This window comes from Rhizobium sp. BG4, assembly GCF_016864575.1.
Taxonomy (GTDB): Bacteria; Pseudomonadota; Alphaproteobacteria; order Rhizobiales; family Rhizobiaceae; genus Rhizobium.
Map to the genome: position 1 here is coordinate 1,703,802 of NZ_CP044125.1, position 14,297 is coordinate 1,718,098.

17 protein-coding genes and 1 other RNA gene are annotated in these 14,297 nt (G+C 62.4%); 8 read left to right on the plus strand and 10 right to left on the minus strand.

The features are described from left to right. Window positions 1-30: 30 nt before the first annotated feature. The 3 genes from F2982_RS08875 to ffs form a co-directional block, all read right to left on the minus strand. Entirely contained in the window at window positions 31-354 is a 324-nt protein-coding gene (locus F2982_RS08875) for a YbaB/EbfC family nucleoid-associated protein (RefSeq protein WP_112714224.1), read from the minus strand. Window positions 355-376: 22 nt separating this feature from the next. Next, window positions 377-2,242, minus strand: a complete 1,866-nt coding sequence (locus F2982_RS08880) for a DNA polymerase III subunit gamma/tau (protein WP_203429843.1) — start codon at window positions 2,240-2,242, stop codon at window positions 377-379. 46 nt (window positions 2,243-2,288) lie between these two features. After that, window positions 2,289-2,385: signal recognition particle sRNA small type (gene ffs, locus F2982_RS08885), an RNA gene on the minus strand. A gap of 89 nt (window positions 2,386-2,474) precedes the next feature. On the opposite strand from ffs, the gene F2982_RS08890 reads away from it, so the two are divergent. From F2982_RS08890 to F2982_RS08910, 5 genes are all read left to right on the plus strand, one after another. Further along, a complete protein-coding gene (locus F2982_RS08890) occupies window positions 2,475-2,885 on the plus strand; it encodes an HIT family protein (protein ID WP_203429844.1) in 411 nt (136 codons plus the stop codon). Then, on the plus strand, window positions 2,882-3,841 hold the full coding sequence (gene nudC, locus F2982_RS08895; protein ID WP_203429845.1) for an NAD(+) diphosphatase: 960 nt from the start codon (window positions 2,882-2,884) through the stop codon (window positions 3,839-3,841). The genes F2982_RS08890 and nudC overlap by 4 nt, the downstream gene beginning before the upstream one ends. Before the next feature lie 3 nt (window positions 3,842-3,844). After that, window positions 3,845-4,540, plus strand: coding sequence for a YafY family protein (locus tag F2982_RS08900; RefSeq protein ID WP_199629874.1), 696 nt, complete (start codon window positions 3,845-3,847; stop codon window positions 4,538-4,540). 64 nt (window positions 4,541-4,604) lie between these two features. Further along, the gene (locus F2982_RS08905; RefSeq protein ID WP_203429846.1) at window positions 4,605-4,832 is read left to right on the plus strand and encodes a hypothetical protein; all 228 of its coding nucleotides are present in this window, start codon (window positions 4,605-4,607) and stop codon (window positions 4,830-4,832) included. A 99-nt stretch (window positions 4,833-4,931) separates the two neighbouring features. Then, window positions 4,932-5,300, plus strand: coding sequence for a VOC family protein (locus F2982_RS08910; protein WP_203429847.1), 369 nt, complete (start codon window positions 4,932-4,934; stop codon window positions 5,298-5,300). A gap of 32 nt (window positions 5,301-5,332) precedes the next feature. On the opposite strand, the gene F2982_RS08915 is transcribed toward F2982_RS08910, so the two are convergent. Then, window positions 5,333-6,193, minus strand: coding sequence for a prephenate dehydratase (locus tag F2982_RS08915; protein ID WP_112384999.1), 861 nt, complete (start codon window positions 6,191-6,193; stop codon window positions 5,333-5,335). A gap of 10 nt (window positions 6,194-6,203) precedes the next feature. Continuing rightward, the gene (locus F2982_RS08920; RefSeq protein WP_203429848.1) at window positions 6,204-6,959 is read right to left on the minus strand and encodes a 3-deoxy-manno-octulosonate cytidylyltransferase; all 756 of its coding nucleotides are present in this window, start codon (window positions 6,957-6,959) and stop codon (window positions 6,204-6,206) included. A gap of 155 nt (window positions 6,960-7,114) precedes the next feature. Here F2982_RS08920 and F2982_RS08925 point away from each other — a divergent pair, with 155 nt between their 5' ends. Next, window positions 7,115-7,693, plus strand: a complete 579-nt coding sequence (locus tag F2982_RS08925; RefSeq protein ID WP_203429849.1) for a cytochrome c family protein — start codon at window positions 7,115-7,117, stop codon at window positions 7,691-7,693. A 72-nt stretch (window positions 7,694-7,765) separates the two neighbouring features. Here F2982_RS08925 and F2982_RS08930 read toward each other — a convergent pair whose 3' ends face one another. Next, window positions 7,766-8,713 (minus strand): AEC family transporter, encoded by a 948-nt coding sequence (locus tag F2982_RS08930; RefSeq protein ID WP_112714244.1) that lies wholly within the window; start codon window positions 8,711-8,713, stop codon window positions 7,766-7,768. A gap of 412 nt (window positions 8,714-9,125) precedes the next feature. Between F2982_RS08930 and F2982_RS08935 the strand changes: the two genes are divergently transcribed. Beyond that, on the plus strand, window positions 9,126-10,118 hold the full coding sequence (locus tag F2982_RS08935; protein ID WP_130279404.1) for an adenosine kinase: 993 nt from the start codon (window positions 9,126-9,128) through the stop codon (window positions 10,116-10,118). Here the strand turns inward: F2982_RS08935 and F2982_RS08940 are convergent. After that, the gene (locus F2982_RS08940; RefSeq protein ID WP_112714248.1) at window positions 10,111-10,650 is read right to left on the minus strand and encodes an SH3 domain-containing protein; all 540 of its coding nucleotides are present in this window, start codon (window positions 10,648-10,650) and stop codon (window positions 10,111-10,113) included. The two genes, F2982_RS08935 and F2982_RS08940, sit on opposite strands and share 8 nt — an antisense overlap. 171 nt (window positions 10,651-10,821) lie before the next feature. On the opposite strand from F2982_RS08940, the gene F2982_RS08945 reads away from it, so the two are divergent. After that, window positions 10,822-11,835 (plus strand): D-glycerate dehydrogenase, encoded by a 1,014-nt coding sequence (locus F2982_RS08945; protein ID WP_203429850.1) that lies wholly within the window; start codon window positions 10,822-10,824, stop codon window positions 11,833-11,835. Here the strand turns inward: F2982_RS08945 and F2982_RS08950 are convergent. Genes F2982_RS08950 through recF form a run of 3 tightly spaced genes read right to left on the minus strand, consistent with a single transcriptional unit; the run spans window position 11,832 to window position 14,232 of the window. After that, window positions 11,832-12,302: a GNAT family N-acetyltransferase gene (locus F2982_RS08950; RefSeq protein ID WP_203430039.1), complete on the minus strand. Its 471-nt coding sequence runs from the start codon at window positions 12,300-12,302 to the stop codon at window positions 11,832-11,834. The two genes, F2982_RS08945 and F2982_RS08950, sit on opposite strands and share 4 nt — an antisense overlap. Beyond that, window positions 12,302-13,111 carry a molybdopterin-synthase adenylyltransferase MoeB gene (locus tag F2982_RS08955; RefSeq protein WP_203429851.1) on the minus strand — a complete coding sequence of 270 codons (810 nt, stop codon included), beginning with the start codon at window positions 13,109-13,111 and terminating at the stop codon, window positions 12,302-12,304. Before F2982_RS08955 ends, F2982_RS08950 begins: the two co-directional genes overlap by 1 nt. Further along, entirely contained in the window at window positions 13,108-14,232 is a 1,125-nt protein-coding gene (gene recF, locus F2982_RS08960) for a DNA replication/repair protein RecF (protein ID WP_203429852.1), read from the minus strand. The genes F2982_RS08955 and recF overlap by 4 nt, the downstream gene beginning before the upstream one ends. Between the last annotated feature and the right edge of the window lie 65 nt (window positions 14,233-14,297).

Sequence of the window (14,297 nt, forward strand, 5' to 3'; positions counted from 1 at the left end):
GTCCTCCTCCCGGCAATCCAGTTCCAGCGATCAGAACGGCATCTTGAAGCCGGGCGGAATCGGCAGGCCAGCGGTCAGCGCCTTGGTCTTTTCCGCAGCGACGGCTTCGGCCTTGTCCTTGGCATCCTTGTGGGCGGCAACGATCAGGTCTTCGAGGATTTCAACATCGTCTTCCTTGAAGAGCGACGGATCGATCTTCAGGCTCTGCATCTCGCCCTTGCCGTTCAGGACAACGGTCACGAGGCCGCCGCCTGCCTTGCCTTCGGCCTTGAGCTCGGCGATCTCCGCCTGCATCTGCTCCATCTTGGCCTGCATTTCCTTGACTTTGCCCATCATTCCCATGAGGTCGCGCATCGTCTTGTCCTTCTCTGAAAGTCTAGAATTCTATGTCATCGCCCGGGAGGATGTCACCCTCGGCGGATTCGGCAGCGGCGGGCGGGGCGATATCGCCCTCTTCCTCCGGCTCCGGCGCCCTGACGCGGACGTCGATGATCTTGGCACCCGGGAACTGGGCGAGGATCGCCGCAACATCCGGGTCCTGGCGGGCATCGCTGACCTGCTGTTCCTTGGCCTTCGCCTCGGCCTCGACCATGGTCGGATCGCCGGGCTCGCGGCTCAGACTAACGATCCAGTGGATCCCCGTCCATTCCTTGAGCTTGACGGCCAGCTCGTTGAGCAGCGTCGTCGGTGCACCCTCGGTCAGATTGACATCGAGACGACCGGGATCGATCCTCACGGGACGAACGAAGGTCCGTACCAGCGCCTTGACCTTGGCGTCGCGCTTTTCACCGGCCAGATTGACGATATCGGCGATCGAATTGACCGCGACCAGAGGCTTCGGCGCTTCGGCAGGCCTGCTCTCGATACGCCCGGCCTGCATCGGCTGAGGATCAGGATTGGGAACGGCGCGCAGCATCGCGGTCGGGCCGTTCGGCTGTGGACGCGGCGTGCTTTCCGGCGCGCGCGCCAGAGCGGCAGACTGATAGGAGACGTGGGCGCCTCCGCCATTGCCAGATGGCGCCGGGCGGCCGGAACCGCCGCCATTGTCGGAGAATTCAGCCAGCCTGCGGGCAGCATCTTCCGGCGCCGGCAGATGCGCGGCGTGGGCAAGGCGGATCAGCACCATTTCGGCTGCACCGGCCGTGCGCGATGAGCTTTCCGCTTCCGGAATGCCCTTCAGCAGCATCTGCCAGATACGCGACAGAGTGGTCACCGCCACGCCCTGCGCGAACTCCGCAGCCTTGGTGCGCTCGACCTCGCTCAAAGACGGATCGTTGGCGGCGTCAGGCACGTATTTCAAACGGGTGACGAGATGGGTGAAGTCTGCAAGGTCGGTCAGAACGACGACAGGATTGGCGCCTGCCTCGTACTGTGCCTGAAACTCGTTGAGCGCCGAGGCGACATCGCCCTTCACCACATGCTGGAAGAGATCGACGATGCGGGCGCGATCGGCAAGACCCAGCATGCCGCGCACGGCCTCGGCCTGGACCGCACCGCCACCATGGGCAATGGCCTGGTCGAGCAGCGAGAGACCGTCACGCGCCGAACCCTCGGCAGCGCGGGCGATCATGGCGAGCGCATCCGGCTCTGCCTCGATGCCTTCCTTCGACGCAATTGTCGTGAACAGGCCGACGAGATCCGACGCGCTGATGCGGCGCAGATCGAAACGCTGGCAGCGCGACAGGACGGTGATCGGAACCTTGCGGATTTCGGTCGTGGCGAAAATGAACTTCACATGTTCCGGCGGCTCCTCAAGGGTCTTCAACAGCCCGTTGAAGGCTGCCGTCGAGAGCATGTGCACTTCGTCGATGATATAGACCTTGTAGCGCGCCGAAACCGGACGGTAGCGTACCTGCTCGATGATCTCTCTGATGTCATCGATACCAGTATGCGAGGCGGCGTCCATCTCGATCACATCGACATGGCGGCCTTCCATGATCGCCTGGCAGTGTTCGCCGGGCACGCGCAGGTCGATCGTTGGCTTGTCGATGTCAGGGGTCTTGTAGTTCAGCGCACGCGCCAGAATGCGCGCCGTCGTGGTCTTGCCCACACCGCGAACGCCGGTCAGCATGTAGGCTTGCGCGATGCGCCCGGTCTCGAAAGCGTTGGTCAGGGTGCGGACCATCGGCTCCTGGCCGACCATCAGGTCCGTGAAGTCCTTGGGGCGGTATTTGCGTGCCAGCACCCGGTAACCGGTGCCCGTCGAGGCGGCATCTTGTGATTGTCGCTCGGTGTCGCTCATCGCCCTGCTTGTCGCCCGGCAATGCGGGCAAAGAATGGAGAGAAGGGTGGGAGGCTGGCACGATGACCCGTGCCGGGCTCGTTAGGGCTGCTTCCTTCCGGACCTGACCCGGTTGGCGAGTGGCTCGTCCACCACCAACCTCCCGGAGCCACATATCGGCAATATCGTCATCAAAAGCAAGCCAAGCTCAAAAAAAACTGCTAATCATTGGAAAACAATGGAGGAAAGCACTTTGGCGGATTTCGCGCTCGACCCCCGGCTCGAAAAAGACAGCATCAGCGTCATGCAGACAGGCCTCTGCGATCTCCGATTGTCGAAGGATGCACGCTGGCCCTGGCTGATCCTCGTTCCGCGCCGGGCCGACATAACCGAGATTTTTGAACTGACGCCACTCGATCAGGTGATGCTGACATTCGAGACCGAGGTCGTGGCGAGCGCGCTTAAGACGGTGACGGGGGCGACAAAAATCAATGTCGGGGCTCTTGGCAATATCGTCCGCCAGCTTCATGTTCATGTCATCGCCCGCTTCGAAGGCGATGCCAACTGGCCGGGTCCCGTCTGGGGCTTCGGCACGGCCGAGCCTTACGAGGACGGGAAGCGGGAGCAGCTCATAGCGACATTGCGGGAAGCCCTTTCATCATGAATTCTTCAATTTTCGATACGGACATTCCGCATCCGGAGCCGAGCAACCTTACCGCCTTTGCCGGCAACGACCTGAACCGCGATTCGGAACATCGCGACGAGAAATCGGTCGAGACTGCACTTGCCAAGGACGGCACGCATATCTTCGCCTTCACCAAGGACAAGCTGGTCCTCAAGCATGACGGGCAGGTGCTCGACCCGCTGTTTGCCCGCTACGAGTTACAGGAGCTGCAGCCCCGCTGGGACGAGACAATCCTGCTCGGCTACCGCAAGTCGGGTGAGCCGCGGCTTGCCGTCCCCGTCGGTGTGCCGGAAGAAGAGCTTGCCAGCCACTACAAGCCGGCCGACGGGCGCACCCTCTACCGCGATCAGCTGCTCGACGACGTGCTGCTCGGCGAATTTGCGCAGGCGGCGAGCCTGATCCGCTGGAACAGCGACAACAGGTTCTGCGGCCGCTGCGGTGGCGCCATGGAGCTGAAGATCGGCGGCTACAAGCGCGTCTGCAGCGCCTGCGAACACATGATCTTCCCGCGCACGGACCCTGTCGTCATCATGCTGACGATCGACGAGAAGCGTGACCTCTGCCTGCTCGGCAGAAGCCCGCATTTCGCGCCCGGCATGTATTCCTGTCTTGCCGGTTTCGTGGAGCCCGGCGAAACCATCGAGAACGCCGTGCGCCGCGAGACGCTTGAGGAATCCGGTATCAAGACCGGGCGCATCCGCTACCATGCCTCGCAGCCCTGGCCGATGCCGCATACGTTGATGATCGGCTGTTATGCCGAAGCGAAGTCGAGCGAGATCAATCGCGACGAGGCCGAACTCGAAGACTGCCGCTGGTTTACCCGCGAAGAGACGATCGAGATGCTGGAGCGCCCTGGCGCCAACGGCCAGGCCTCGCCGCCGAAAGGCGCCATCGCCCATCGCCTGATGCGCGACTGGGTGGAGTGGAAGCGATAGGTCATGCCGGTCTCGCGCTCGGAAAGGCTTCTTGCTCTTCTCCAGGTGCTCCGGCGGCACCGCCGCCCCGTCAGTGGCGTGATCCTGGCCGAGCAGACCGGTGTCAGCCTGCGCACGCTCTACCGCGACATCGCCAGCCTGCAGAGCCAGGGGGCGATGATCGAGGGCGAAGCCGGCGTCGGCTACGTGCTGAAACCGGGCTTCATGCTGCCGCCGATGATGTTTTCCGAAGAGGAGCTCGAAGCACTGGTGCTGGGATCGCGCTGGGTCAACCGCTCGGCGGAACCCCGGCTTGCGGGCGCGGCCGCCGATGCGCTTGCAAAGATCGCTGCCGTCCTGCCCGAGGAGATGCGCGAGACGATCGAATCGGCAACGCTGCTCGTCGGCCCAAAGCGCGCCAATGAGGACAAGGCCGACGTTGCCCTGATCCGCAAGGCGATCCGCACCGAACGCATCCTCGAACTGCATTACAGCGACGAGCAGGGCCGCATCTCGCTGCGGCGGGTCTGGCCGTTCGCGCTCGGCTATTTCGAGCATATCCGCATGGTGATGGCCTGGTGCGAATTGCGCCGCGGCTTCCGCCATTTCCGCACCGACCGCATCATCGACATGACGCCGCATGACGAGCGCTATCCGCGCCGCCGCAGCGCGCTGATGAAAGAATGGCGCGAGATCGAACACGTGCCCGTCGAACGCTAAAGGCTACTGCCAGAATCTGACAGTAGAGCGCGCTATTATCGGTACCAATCCAGAAGGAGAACCGATGATGACGAGCGTGAAATTCAGCACCGCAAAATACAGCGACCGCCTTGTCGAGACATCTTCTGCCGATGCGGATTATCCGCAGTCCCTGATGCTGCGCATGATGCAGAATGCATCGCGCAACATGGCGCGAGGCGACGCTCCCCGCCTCGATCCGCAGTCGATGTCTTCGGGCATGCGGCGCGACCTCGGCCTTTCCGCCTGGACCTGCCAGGAAGCCGAAGCCTAGCCGGCAACCGATAATACCCAAGACCAGAAATTTCATACCGCCGCAGCGGATCGCCGCGGCACGCATTCGTGCAGCCATCTCCAACAAAAGGATACGACCATGACCAGCCCCAACCTCATCATTCTCTATGTCAAGGATCCGGCCGAAAGCGCCAGTTTCTACAAGGACATCCTCGGCCGCGAACCGGCCGTTGCAGCGCCGAACTTCGTCGCCTTCCCGCTCGATGGCGGCTTCACGCTCGGCCTCTGGCGCCGCAGCAATGTCGAGCCGCAGCCTTCGGCGATCGGCAATCGCGGCGAAATCGCCTTCATGGTGCCCGGCGACAACGGTGTCGCCAAGCAGTATGACGACTGGCGCAAGCGTGGCCTGCCGATCGCCCAGGAACTCGTCGATCTCGACTTCGGCCCGACCTTCGTGGTGCTCGACCCCGATGGCCATCGTCTTCGGGTCTGTGAGCCCGACAAGTGAAACGAAAAAGGGCGCCCGAGGCGCCCTTTTTGTTACTTGTGCAGCAGGCCGCGCATCGGGTGCCCCTTGTAGACCCCGAGAATGCGGACCTTCTCCGAAAAGAAGCGCAACTCTTCCAGCGCCTGGCGGACATTGCTGTCATTCGCATGGCCCTCGATATCGGCGTAGAACTGCGTGGCGATGAACTTGCCGCCGATCTGGTAGCTTTCCAGCTTCGTCATGTTGATGTTGTTGGTCGCAAAGCCACCGAGCGCCTTGTAGAGCGCGGCCGGAATGTTGCGGACGTTGAAGACGAAGGTCGTGACGATCTTCTCTTCTTCATTCGAACGGTTCGCCCATTTCTCGTCCCGCGACAGCACGACGAAACGGGTGACGTTGCTCTCGGTGTCCTCGACATTTTCGGCAACGATCTCGAGGCCATAGAGATCGGCAGCAAGGCGGGGCGCAAGCGCCGCCATCGTCCGGTCGCCGGTTTCCTGAACCATCTTCGCGGCACCGGCTGTATCGCCGGCGATGACCGGCTTCCAACCGTTGGCGCGGACGATCTTGCGGCACTGGCCAAGCGCATGGATATGGCTGTGGACCGTGCGGATCTCATCCTTCGACACACCCGGCAGCACCATCAGCTGAAAGCGGATCGGCATGAAATATTCGCCGACGATATGCAGCCTGGAATCGGGAAGCAGATGATGGATATCGGCGACGCGGCCGGCGATCGTGTTCTCGATCGGGATCATCGCGAGATCCGCCTCGCCGCTTTCGAGCGCCGTAAAGGCATCCTCAAAGGTCTGGCAGGGCAGCGGCTCCATGGTCGGGAACATGTCGCGGCAGGCCATATCGGAATTGGCGCCGAACTCGCCCTGGAATGAAATCCGGTTTGTCTTGTTGTTCATGGCTATATCCTCAAGCCTGTCTTGCCGCGAGAATCCGGCGGGCCTTTTCGAGATCGGCGGGGGTATCGACACCGAGCGGTACTGTTTCGACGATTTCGACATCGATGCGCATGCCGGCTTCCAGCGCCCGCAGCTGCTCCAGCGATTCGCGCAGTTCGAGAACGGATGGACCGAGCGCGACGAAGCGCTCAAGGGCCGAACGGCGGTACGCATAGAGGCCGATGTGGTGATAGAGCGGCCCCTTGCCGTAGGGCGCCGTCGTGCGGGTAAAGTAGAGGCCGCGCAGACGGGTCTCGGAAAGCGGTGAGCCGACAACCTTGACGATATGCGGAGCCGTCTTGTCTTCCTCGTTGTCGATTTCGATTGTCAGCGTGCCGATATCGACGGCTTCATCGGCAAGCGGGCGCAGCGCGGCGCGGATGGTTTTCGGTTCAATGGTCGGCAGGTCGCCCTGGACGTTGACGATAATCTTTGCCCTGCCCTCAGGATCGACCTTCATCATCGCCTCGTGAATGCGGTCCGAGCCCGACTGGTGGTGACCGCTTGTCATGATCACCTCGAAGCCCGCCTCGGCGACCGCATCAAAGACGCGTTGATCGTCGACGGCGACGACCACGCGGCCGATATCGGCCTCCCTGGCGCGTTTGGCAACCTGGACGATCATCGGCAGACCGCAGATATCGGCCAGCGGCTTGCCCGGAAGCCGGGTCGACGCCATGCGTGCCGGGATCAGAACGAGGACGTCATCTAAATTTGAACCAGTCATCTGTCAGGCCTTCTATTCCGGGCGGAAAAGTGTCAAAAAGTCTCACGTACAGGACCATTTAGACAGTTGCAACGAACAGCCAAAAGACATAGGTTCCGCGCGATTTCAAGATGGTACCTTTTTAGGGTCTGCCGACTGCACGGGGAGCATTGCAGATGAATTCTTACGTCAATACGGCCGTTGGTGCACTGCTTGGAACGATCTTCGTTCTGATGTCGGTTTCCATCGCGTCCGAGGGGATCTTCCATTCCGAAGCGCCTGAGAAGGAAGGCTTCACGATCGTCGCCGAGGAGACGCCAGCTGCTGGCGGTGGCGAAGCGAGTGCAGCCGCTGCAATGGTTCCGATCGCAAAGCTGCTGCCGACGGCTGATGCCAAGGCCGGCGAAACGGTCTTCAAGAAGTGTCAGGCCTGTCATGACGCGACCAAGGGGGGGCCGAACAAAGTCGGTCCGAATCTCTATGGTCTCGTCGATCGCCCGATCGCCTCGCATGAGGGCTTCGCCTATTCCTCCGCTATGAAGGACTTCTCCAAGGGCAGCAGCGAAAAGTGGACCTTCGACCATCTGAACCACTTCCTGATGGCTCCGAAGAAGCAGGTCCCGGGCACCGCCATGGGCTTTGCCGGTCTGCCGAAGGAACAGGATCGCGCCAACGTCATCCTTTACCTGCACACGCTGGCCGACTCGCCGGTTGCTCTGCCGGACCCGAACGCTCCGGATACGATCACGCAGTAAGCTGATCGACATATCGGAAAAGAGATTGAAGCCCGGCCGCAAGCCGGGCTTTTCTTTTGCGCGCCTGCGGCGTCAGGCGCCGAGGATATAGGCCCAGAGCGAGACCGAAATGGCGCCGAGCGCGGTTGTCACGGTAATCGTCGAGGCCGCGAGGCTGTGGCCGACGCCGAAGCGGTTGGCGATCAGCCAGGCATTGACGCCGGTCGGAACCGAAGCGATCAGCACCAGCGCCGCCGTCCAATCAGGCGCGAGCCCGACGAGGTGGCTGGCGATCCAGACACAGCAGGGCAGCAGCAGAAGCTTGCAGGCGGAGGTGACGCTGGCGATGCCGAGATTGCCCGATACGCCGTATTTCTCCAGAGCCATGCCAAGCGAAATCAGCGCGACCGGACCGGCAACACCGGCAATCTGATCGACGATATTTTCGACCGGACCCGGCATCGTCAGGCCAAGCAGGTGCATGGCGGCACCGGCCGCCAGGCCGATCACCAGCGGATTGCGGATGAGATTGAGGCCGATCTGGCGCAGAAGCTTCAGGATGCTGCGGTCGGCGGCGCCTGAGATCTTGTGTTCAGCGCGCTCCATCAGGATCGTGCCGACGATCATCATGACGGGGAGATGCACGGCAATCAGGATCGAGAGCGGCACGAGACCCTTGTCGCCGACGGTGCGCTGGACCAGTGGCAAGCCGACGAAGATCGTATTGGCGAAGGCCGAGGAGACGCCGGCGAGAACGCCGATGCGGGCATCGCGGCCGAAAAGCCTAGTCGCGGCGATATGGCCGACAGTCCAGGTGACGGCGACGCCGGAGAAATAGGCGATCCAGAGGCGGAAGGGCGAAGCGCCGTGGAAGTCAGCCTCAGCGATGGTGCGGAAGAGCAGCATCGGCACGGCGATCTTGAAGACGAAATCGCTCAGCGCATCGCCGGTATCGGCCGTCATCAACCCCGCTTTCACGATCAGCCAGCCGATCAGGATCATGATGAAGATAGGGAGGACGTCGAAAACGATAGCTGTCATGCGGGGAGAACTGCCTTGGCGCGGGGAGCCTAAGGTCTAACAGCAAAGGTCGCAGGTTGACAAACCCGTTGGCGCAAACATTGCGGCGGACGGCAACAAAAAAAGCGGGCAAGGCCCGCTTTTCCGCATCCGGTCTTGCCGGACACCCGGTGCGCGATGCTGCCAGTTCATCCGTGGTCAGCGCCGCTTCCGGAACAGTCGAAGGGCATCATCCCTTCTCACCCGGCCACATCCTTGGATGCTCATGCCGGTCTGCTTGAGAGCTTATTTAGGTGTCCATGGTGACAGCGGCATGACGGATTGGCGGCATTTTTGCGAAGAAAACCACCGCCAAAGCCTTTTTCCTTTCCATCAGCGGAAATTCCGCTAAGACCAAACCCCGGCTATCACAAAATCCGGGACCTCCCATTTCATGACCAAATTCGATGTTCTGACTGTCGGCAACGCCATCGTCGATATTATCGCGCGTTGCGACGACCAGTTCCTCATTGACAACAAGATCACCAAGGCGGCGATGAACCTCATCGATGCCGAACGCGCCGAGCTGCTCTATTCTCGCATGGGACCGGCTCTGGAAGCGTCGGGCGGCAGCGCCGGCAACACGGCAGCCGGTGCCGCAAGCCTCGGCGCCAAGGCCGCCTATTTCGGCAAGGTCGCCGACGACCAGCTGGGCGAGATCTTTGCGCACGACATCCGCGCCCAGGGCGTTCACTACCAGACCAAGCCGAAGGGCAAGTTCCCGCCGACGGCGCGCTCGATGATCTTCGTCACCGATGACGGCGAGCGTTCGATGAACACTTATCTCGGCGCCTGCGTCGAGCTCGGACCAGAAGACGTCGAGAGCGATGTCGTCGCCGATGCCAAGGTGACCTATTTCGAGGGTTATCTCTGGGATCCGCCGCGCGCCAAGGAAGCAATCCGCGAATGCGCCCGCATCGCCCATGAGAATGGCCGCGAGGTGTCGATGACGCTCTCGGACAGCTTCTGCGTCGGCCGCTACCGTGCGGAATTCCTCGACCTGATGCGCTCCGGCACTGTCGACATCGTCTTCGCCAACAAGCAGGAAGCGCTGTCGCTCTATGAGACCGACGATTTCGAGGAAGCGCTGAACAAAATCGCCAAGGACTGCAAGATTGCGGCCGTGACGATGAGCGAAGACGGCGCGGTGATCCTTAAGGGCAGCGAGCGCTGGTATGTGGATGCGATCCGCATCAACGAGGTCGTCGATACGACGGGCGCCGGCGATCTTTTCGCCTCAGGCTTCCTCTACGGCTACACGCAGGGCCGCACTCTTGAAGATTGCGGCAAGCTCGGCTGCCTGGCGGCCGGCATCGTGATCCAGCAGATCGGCCCCCGGCCGATGAAGTCGCTTGCCGAAGCGGCCCGCGAGGCGAAGCTTATTTAAAGGCTTCGCCGGGGTAAGCACCCCAGATTTCCGACTGCGCCACCCATCCTTCGGCGCCGTCGGCATCTGCATGGCACCAGTCGCCATTGCACTCGCCGATATGGATCATCACGCCAGGCTCCAGCTTGGCGACGATGGTTGCCGAAGACTGCGGCTCGCGGCGCATGTTGACGAAGACAGATTTACCCTTGCCCTTCATCCACGGCGCAGCCAGCGCCGAGCGCTGACCCGACAGCAGCGACTGGTTCACCCAGCCTTCCGTGCCGTCGGCATCGCGGATGCGGCGCCAGTTGTCATATTCCTGGATGATCTCCACCGGCAGGCCGGCCTTGAGGTACATCCAGGAAGCGGCATAATCGGTTCCGGGGCCGATGCGCAGATTGACGCGCTTCGACTTCAGCGTCACGAAGCGCGGCAGCGGCAGGCCGCTCGGGCCCTTGGCCGCTTGCGCATACGCAGATTCGACGGCGCTTGCCGACAGCATCAGACCAACCGCAATAGCAAGGCAGGACTTCAGAGTGATTCCACGCATGGAGTTTCCGTTCGCTCGAAATGGTAAGCGGGCGCGCCCGCTCATCAGCCGGGCCGTGACATTCGCCGGAAACCGCTCGCGAGTTTTGTTTGTCTTCGCGTGCGGGTCTGGTAGAAATTGCCCGAACGTTAAAATTATCCCCCGTCTTGGTTAAAGACATCTGAACAAGGCATGGCCGGCCGCGATGACATCGAAGAAAAACCGAAGGTCTACATCACCCGGAAACTGCCTGACGCGGTCGAGACCCGCATGCGCGAGCTGTTCGACGCGCAACTGAACATCGACGATTCGCCGCGCTCCATGCCCGAGCTTGCCGAGGCGGTGCAGACTGCCGACGTGCTGGTGCCAACGGTGACCGACCGGATCGATGCAGCGCTGATCGAACAGGCAGGGCCGCAGCTGAAGCTGATCGCCAGCTTCTCCAACGGTACCGACCATATCGATGTCGAGGCTGCCGCCCGCAAGGGCATCACCGTTACCAACACGCCGAACGTGCTGACCGAAGACACGGCCGACATGACGATGGCGCTGATCCTCGCCGTACCGCGCCGGCTCGGCGAAGGTGCGCGCGTCCTTACCGACAAGCCCGGCGAATGGGCCGGCTGGTCGCCGACCTGGATGCTGGGACGGCGCATTCACGGCAAGCGGATCGGCATCGTCGGCATGGGCCGGATCGGCACTGCCGTCGCGCGGCGCGCCAAGGCCTTCGGCCTCTCGATCCACTATCACAACCGCAAGCGCGTCAACCCGGCGACCGAAGACGAGCTGGAGGCGACCTATTGGGAAAGCCTCGACCAGATGCTGGCCCGGGTCGACATCGTCTCCGTCAACTGCCCGTCGACACCGGCGACCTTCCACCTGCTCTCGGCCCGGCGCCTCGCGCTGCTGCAGCCGACTGCCTATCTCGTCAACACCGCGCGCGGCGATGTCGTTGATGAAGCGGCGCTGATCAAATGTCTGCGGGAGGGACGGATTGCCGGTGCAGGGCTCGATGTCTTCGAGAACGAGCCCTCGGTCAATCCGAAGCTGATCAAGCTCGCCAACGAAGGCAAGGTCGTGCTGTTGCCGCATATGAGCTCGGCAACGATCGAAGGCCGTATCGACATGGGCGACAAGGTGATCATCAACATCCGCGCCTTCATCGACGGCCACCGGCCGCCGAACCGCGTTCTACCCGGCCGTTAAGCCAGGGTCTTGCGCATCTCGACATAGGTCACCCGATCGAAGCCGGGATGCGATTTCTCAGCTGTCCTGACAAAGCCCATGGCGGCGAATGCAGCATGGTTGCCAGTCAGCTCGATTCGCGTATCGAGCCGGATCGTCTCCAGCGAACGTTCGCGCGCAACCGCTTCGGCCACAGCGAGAAGCTGTTTGCCGATCCCCCTGCCCTGCAATTCAGGTGCGACCGCGAGCTTGCCAAGATAGAGGCACGCACTTTCCGGGCGAAGGAACATGCATCCCGCAATTGCACCATCCTGTAACGCGACATAGCCGATCTCCGCCACCGCCTTTGCCCGCAGGGCATCGGGCGTCAGATCCAGCGCCGAGGATGGCGGATCGATGCGGCCGTTCATATGGGCGAAGGAGGAGAGGATCAGCTCAACAAGCTCCGACCAGCGGCCGAAGCCTTCATCTAGTCTGACAATATCGATCATGCTGTCCGCCGACGCTTATATCGTATACTATCGAAACGGGCGCTCAGCGCATCGTAGAGCAGCAGGCGGCCAACGAGCGGCTCGCCATTGCCTGTCACAAGCTTGATCGCCTCCATGGCCATCAGAGTGCCGATGACACCTGTCAGGGCTCCGACGATCCCGGTTTCGGCGCAGGCAGGGATCAGCCCTTCCGGCGGGATTTCGGGAAAGAGGTCCCGATAGGTCGGATTGGGGTTGCCGTCCGCGCCTGCCTCATAGGGCTTCAGCACGGTCACCGATCCATCGAAGCGGCCGACCGCGCCTGTGACCAGCGGAACTTTCGCCCGCTCGGCGGCATCGGCGGCGGCATAGCGGGTGTCGAAATTGTCCGAACCGTCGATCAGCAGATCGAAGCCCGAGATCTGGCGTGCCGCCGCCTCTGGACAGAAGCGTTCCTCGAAGCGGATCACCTTCACATGCGGATTGAGACGGGAGATGGCAAAGGCGGCGCTCTCGGTCTTCATCTCGCCGATCGTGCCGGAATCGTGGATCACCTGCCGCTGCAGGTTCGACAGGGAGACGCGATCGTCGTCGGCGATGCCGAGCGTACCGACGCCGGCGGCCGCCAGATATTGCAGCACCGGGGCACCGAGGCCACCGGCACCGATGACCAGCACGCGGGCCGCCTTGAGCTTCTGCTGGCCTGGCCCGCCGATCTCCGGCAGCAGGATATGACGCTGATATCGTGCGATTTCTTCGGGACTGAGAGGTTCCATGACGGCGATGCTATCACGGCCCGGCGCGAAGAAGGAAGCGCCGTCGCTCATGCGCCGACATGCCCGTCAAAGACGGTGAAGAACTGTGCCCGCTCGCCGAGTGCTGAAAACATCGAGCGGTCGGTGCCGGTCATGAAGGACTGGCCGCCCAGCGCGTCGATCAGATCGAAGAGAGCCGCACGGCGGCCTTCGTCGAGATGCGCGGCGATTTCATCGAGCAGGAGAATGGGCGCGTGGCCCGTCAGATTGCCGACGAGGCGGGCGTGGGCCAGGATGAGGCCGACCAGCAGCGCCTTCTGCTCGCCGGTCGAGCAGCGCGCCGCCTCCATCTGCTTTTCGCGGTGGCGGACGATGAGATCGGCGCGGTGCGGGCCATCGAGCGTCCGGCCTGCGGCGGCATCGCGGTAGCGGCTCGCCGCCAGCATTGCCGCATAGTCATCCTCCAGATCGACGGCCGGGCGCGAGAACTGGCCGTCCATGAAGCCCGACAATTCGAGAGAGGCGGAAGGGAACGGCGAGGTCTCGCGCGTTTCCTCGATCAGCCGGGCGAGCAGGCCCAGCATTTCCTGGCGGGCAAGCGCCATGGCGATGCCGAGGCTTGCCATCTGCTGCTCGATCCCGGAGAGCCAAGAGGGGTCAAAACGGCCATCATCAAGCAGCTTGTTGCGGCCGCGCATTGCGCGCTCGAAATCGCTGGCGCGGCGGCCATGGGCGGGATCGAGCGATAGAACCAGCCGGTCGAGAAAACGGCGGCGATCCGATGAACCGCCGGTAAACAGGCCGTCCATCGATGGCGTCAGCCAGAGAACTCTCAAGTGATCGGTGAGTTCGTCAGCCGTTTTCGCAGCGGTCCCATTGATGCGCAAGCGGCGCGCCGCATTGTCATCCGCCGTATCGGCGCCGGTGCCGATCTCGACATTGCCCTCGATGCCCTCGAGTTCGGCAAAGATCGAAAAACCGTTCGAAGCGCCGACTCGAGTGACATCCGCATAGGTCGCGCGCCGCAGACCGCGTCCGGGCGACAGGAAGGAGACCGCTTCCATCAGGTTCGTCTTGCCCGCCCCGTTATTGCCCGTCAGCACGACGTGACGCCCGTCGAGCGCCAGCGACACTGCCGCGTAGTTGCGGAAGTCGGTGAGCTTGAGCAGGGAGAGGTAGACCTTGTGAGGCATCGCTTGTCCGGATTCGATATGCGGCAGAGCTAAGCCGAACGGGCGGGTATGGCAAGGCTGTCGAT

Excerpts from the sequence above, each read along its gene's own strand:
- F2982_RS08875 (WP_112714224.1), bottom strand. The coding sequence starts at position 354 with ATGCGCGACCTCATGGGAATGATGGGCAAAGTCAAGGAAATGCAGGCC.
- F2982_RS08880 (WP_203429843.1), bottom strand. The coding sequence starts at position 2,242 with ATGAGCGACACCGAGCGACAATCACAAGATGCCGCCTCGACGGGCACC.
- nudC (WP_203429845.1), top strand. The coding sequence starts at position 2,882 with ATGAATTCTTCAATTTTCGATACGGACATTCCGCATCCGGAGCCGAGC.
- F2982_RS08900 (WP_199629874.1), top strand. The coding sequence starts at position 3,845 with ATGCCGGTCTCGCGCTCGGAAAGGCTTCTTGCTCTTCTCCAGGTGCTC.
- F2982_RS08905 (WP_203429846.1), top strand. The coding sequence starts at position 4,605 with ATGATGACGAGCGTGAAATTCAGCACCGCAAAATACAGCGACCGCCTT.
- F2982_RS08910 (WP_203429847.1), top strand. The coding sequence starts at position 4,932 with ATGACCAGCCCCAACCTCATCATTCTCTATGTCAAGGATCCGGCCGAA.
- F2982_RS08915 (WP_112384999.1), bottom strand. The coding sequence starts at position 6,193 with ATGAACAACAAGACAAACCGGATTTCATTCCAGGGCGAGTTCGGCGCC.
- F2982_RS08920 (WP_203429848.1), bottom strand. The coding sequence starts at position 6,959 with ATGACTGGTTCAAATTTAGATGACGTCCTCGTTCTGATCCCGGCACGC.
- F2982_RS08925 (WP_203429849.1), top strand. The coding sequence starts at position 7,115 with ATGAATTCTTACGTCAATACGGCCGTTGGTGCACTGCTTGGAACGATC.
- F2982_RS08930 (WP_112714244.1), bottom strand. The coding sequence starts at position 8,713 with ATGACAGCTATCGTTTTCGACGTCCTCCCTATCTTCATCATGATCCTG.
- F2982_RS08935 (WP_130279404.1), top strand. The coding sequence starts at position 9,126 with ATGACCAAATTCGATGTTCTGACTGTCGGCAACGCCATCGTCGATATT.
- F2982_RS08940 (WP_112714248.1), bottom strand. The coding sequence starts at position 10,650 with ATGCGTGGAATCACTCTGAAGTCCTGCCTTGCTATTGCGGTTGGTCTG.
- F2982_RS08945 (WP_203429850.1), top strand. The coding sequence starts at position 10,822 with ATGGCCGGCCGCGATGACATCGAAGAAAAACCGAAGGTCTACATCACC.
- F2982_RS08955 (WP_203429851.1), bottom strand. The coding sequence starts at position 13,111 with ATGAGCGACGGCGCTTCCTTCTTCGCGCCGGGCCGTGATAGCATCGCC.
- recF (WP_203429852.1), bottom strand. The coding sequence starts at position 14,232 with ATGCCTCACAAGGTCTACCTCTCCCTGCTCAAGCTCACCGACTTCCGC.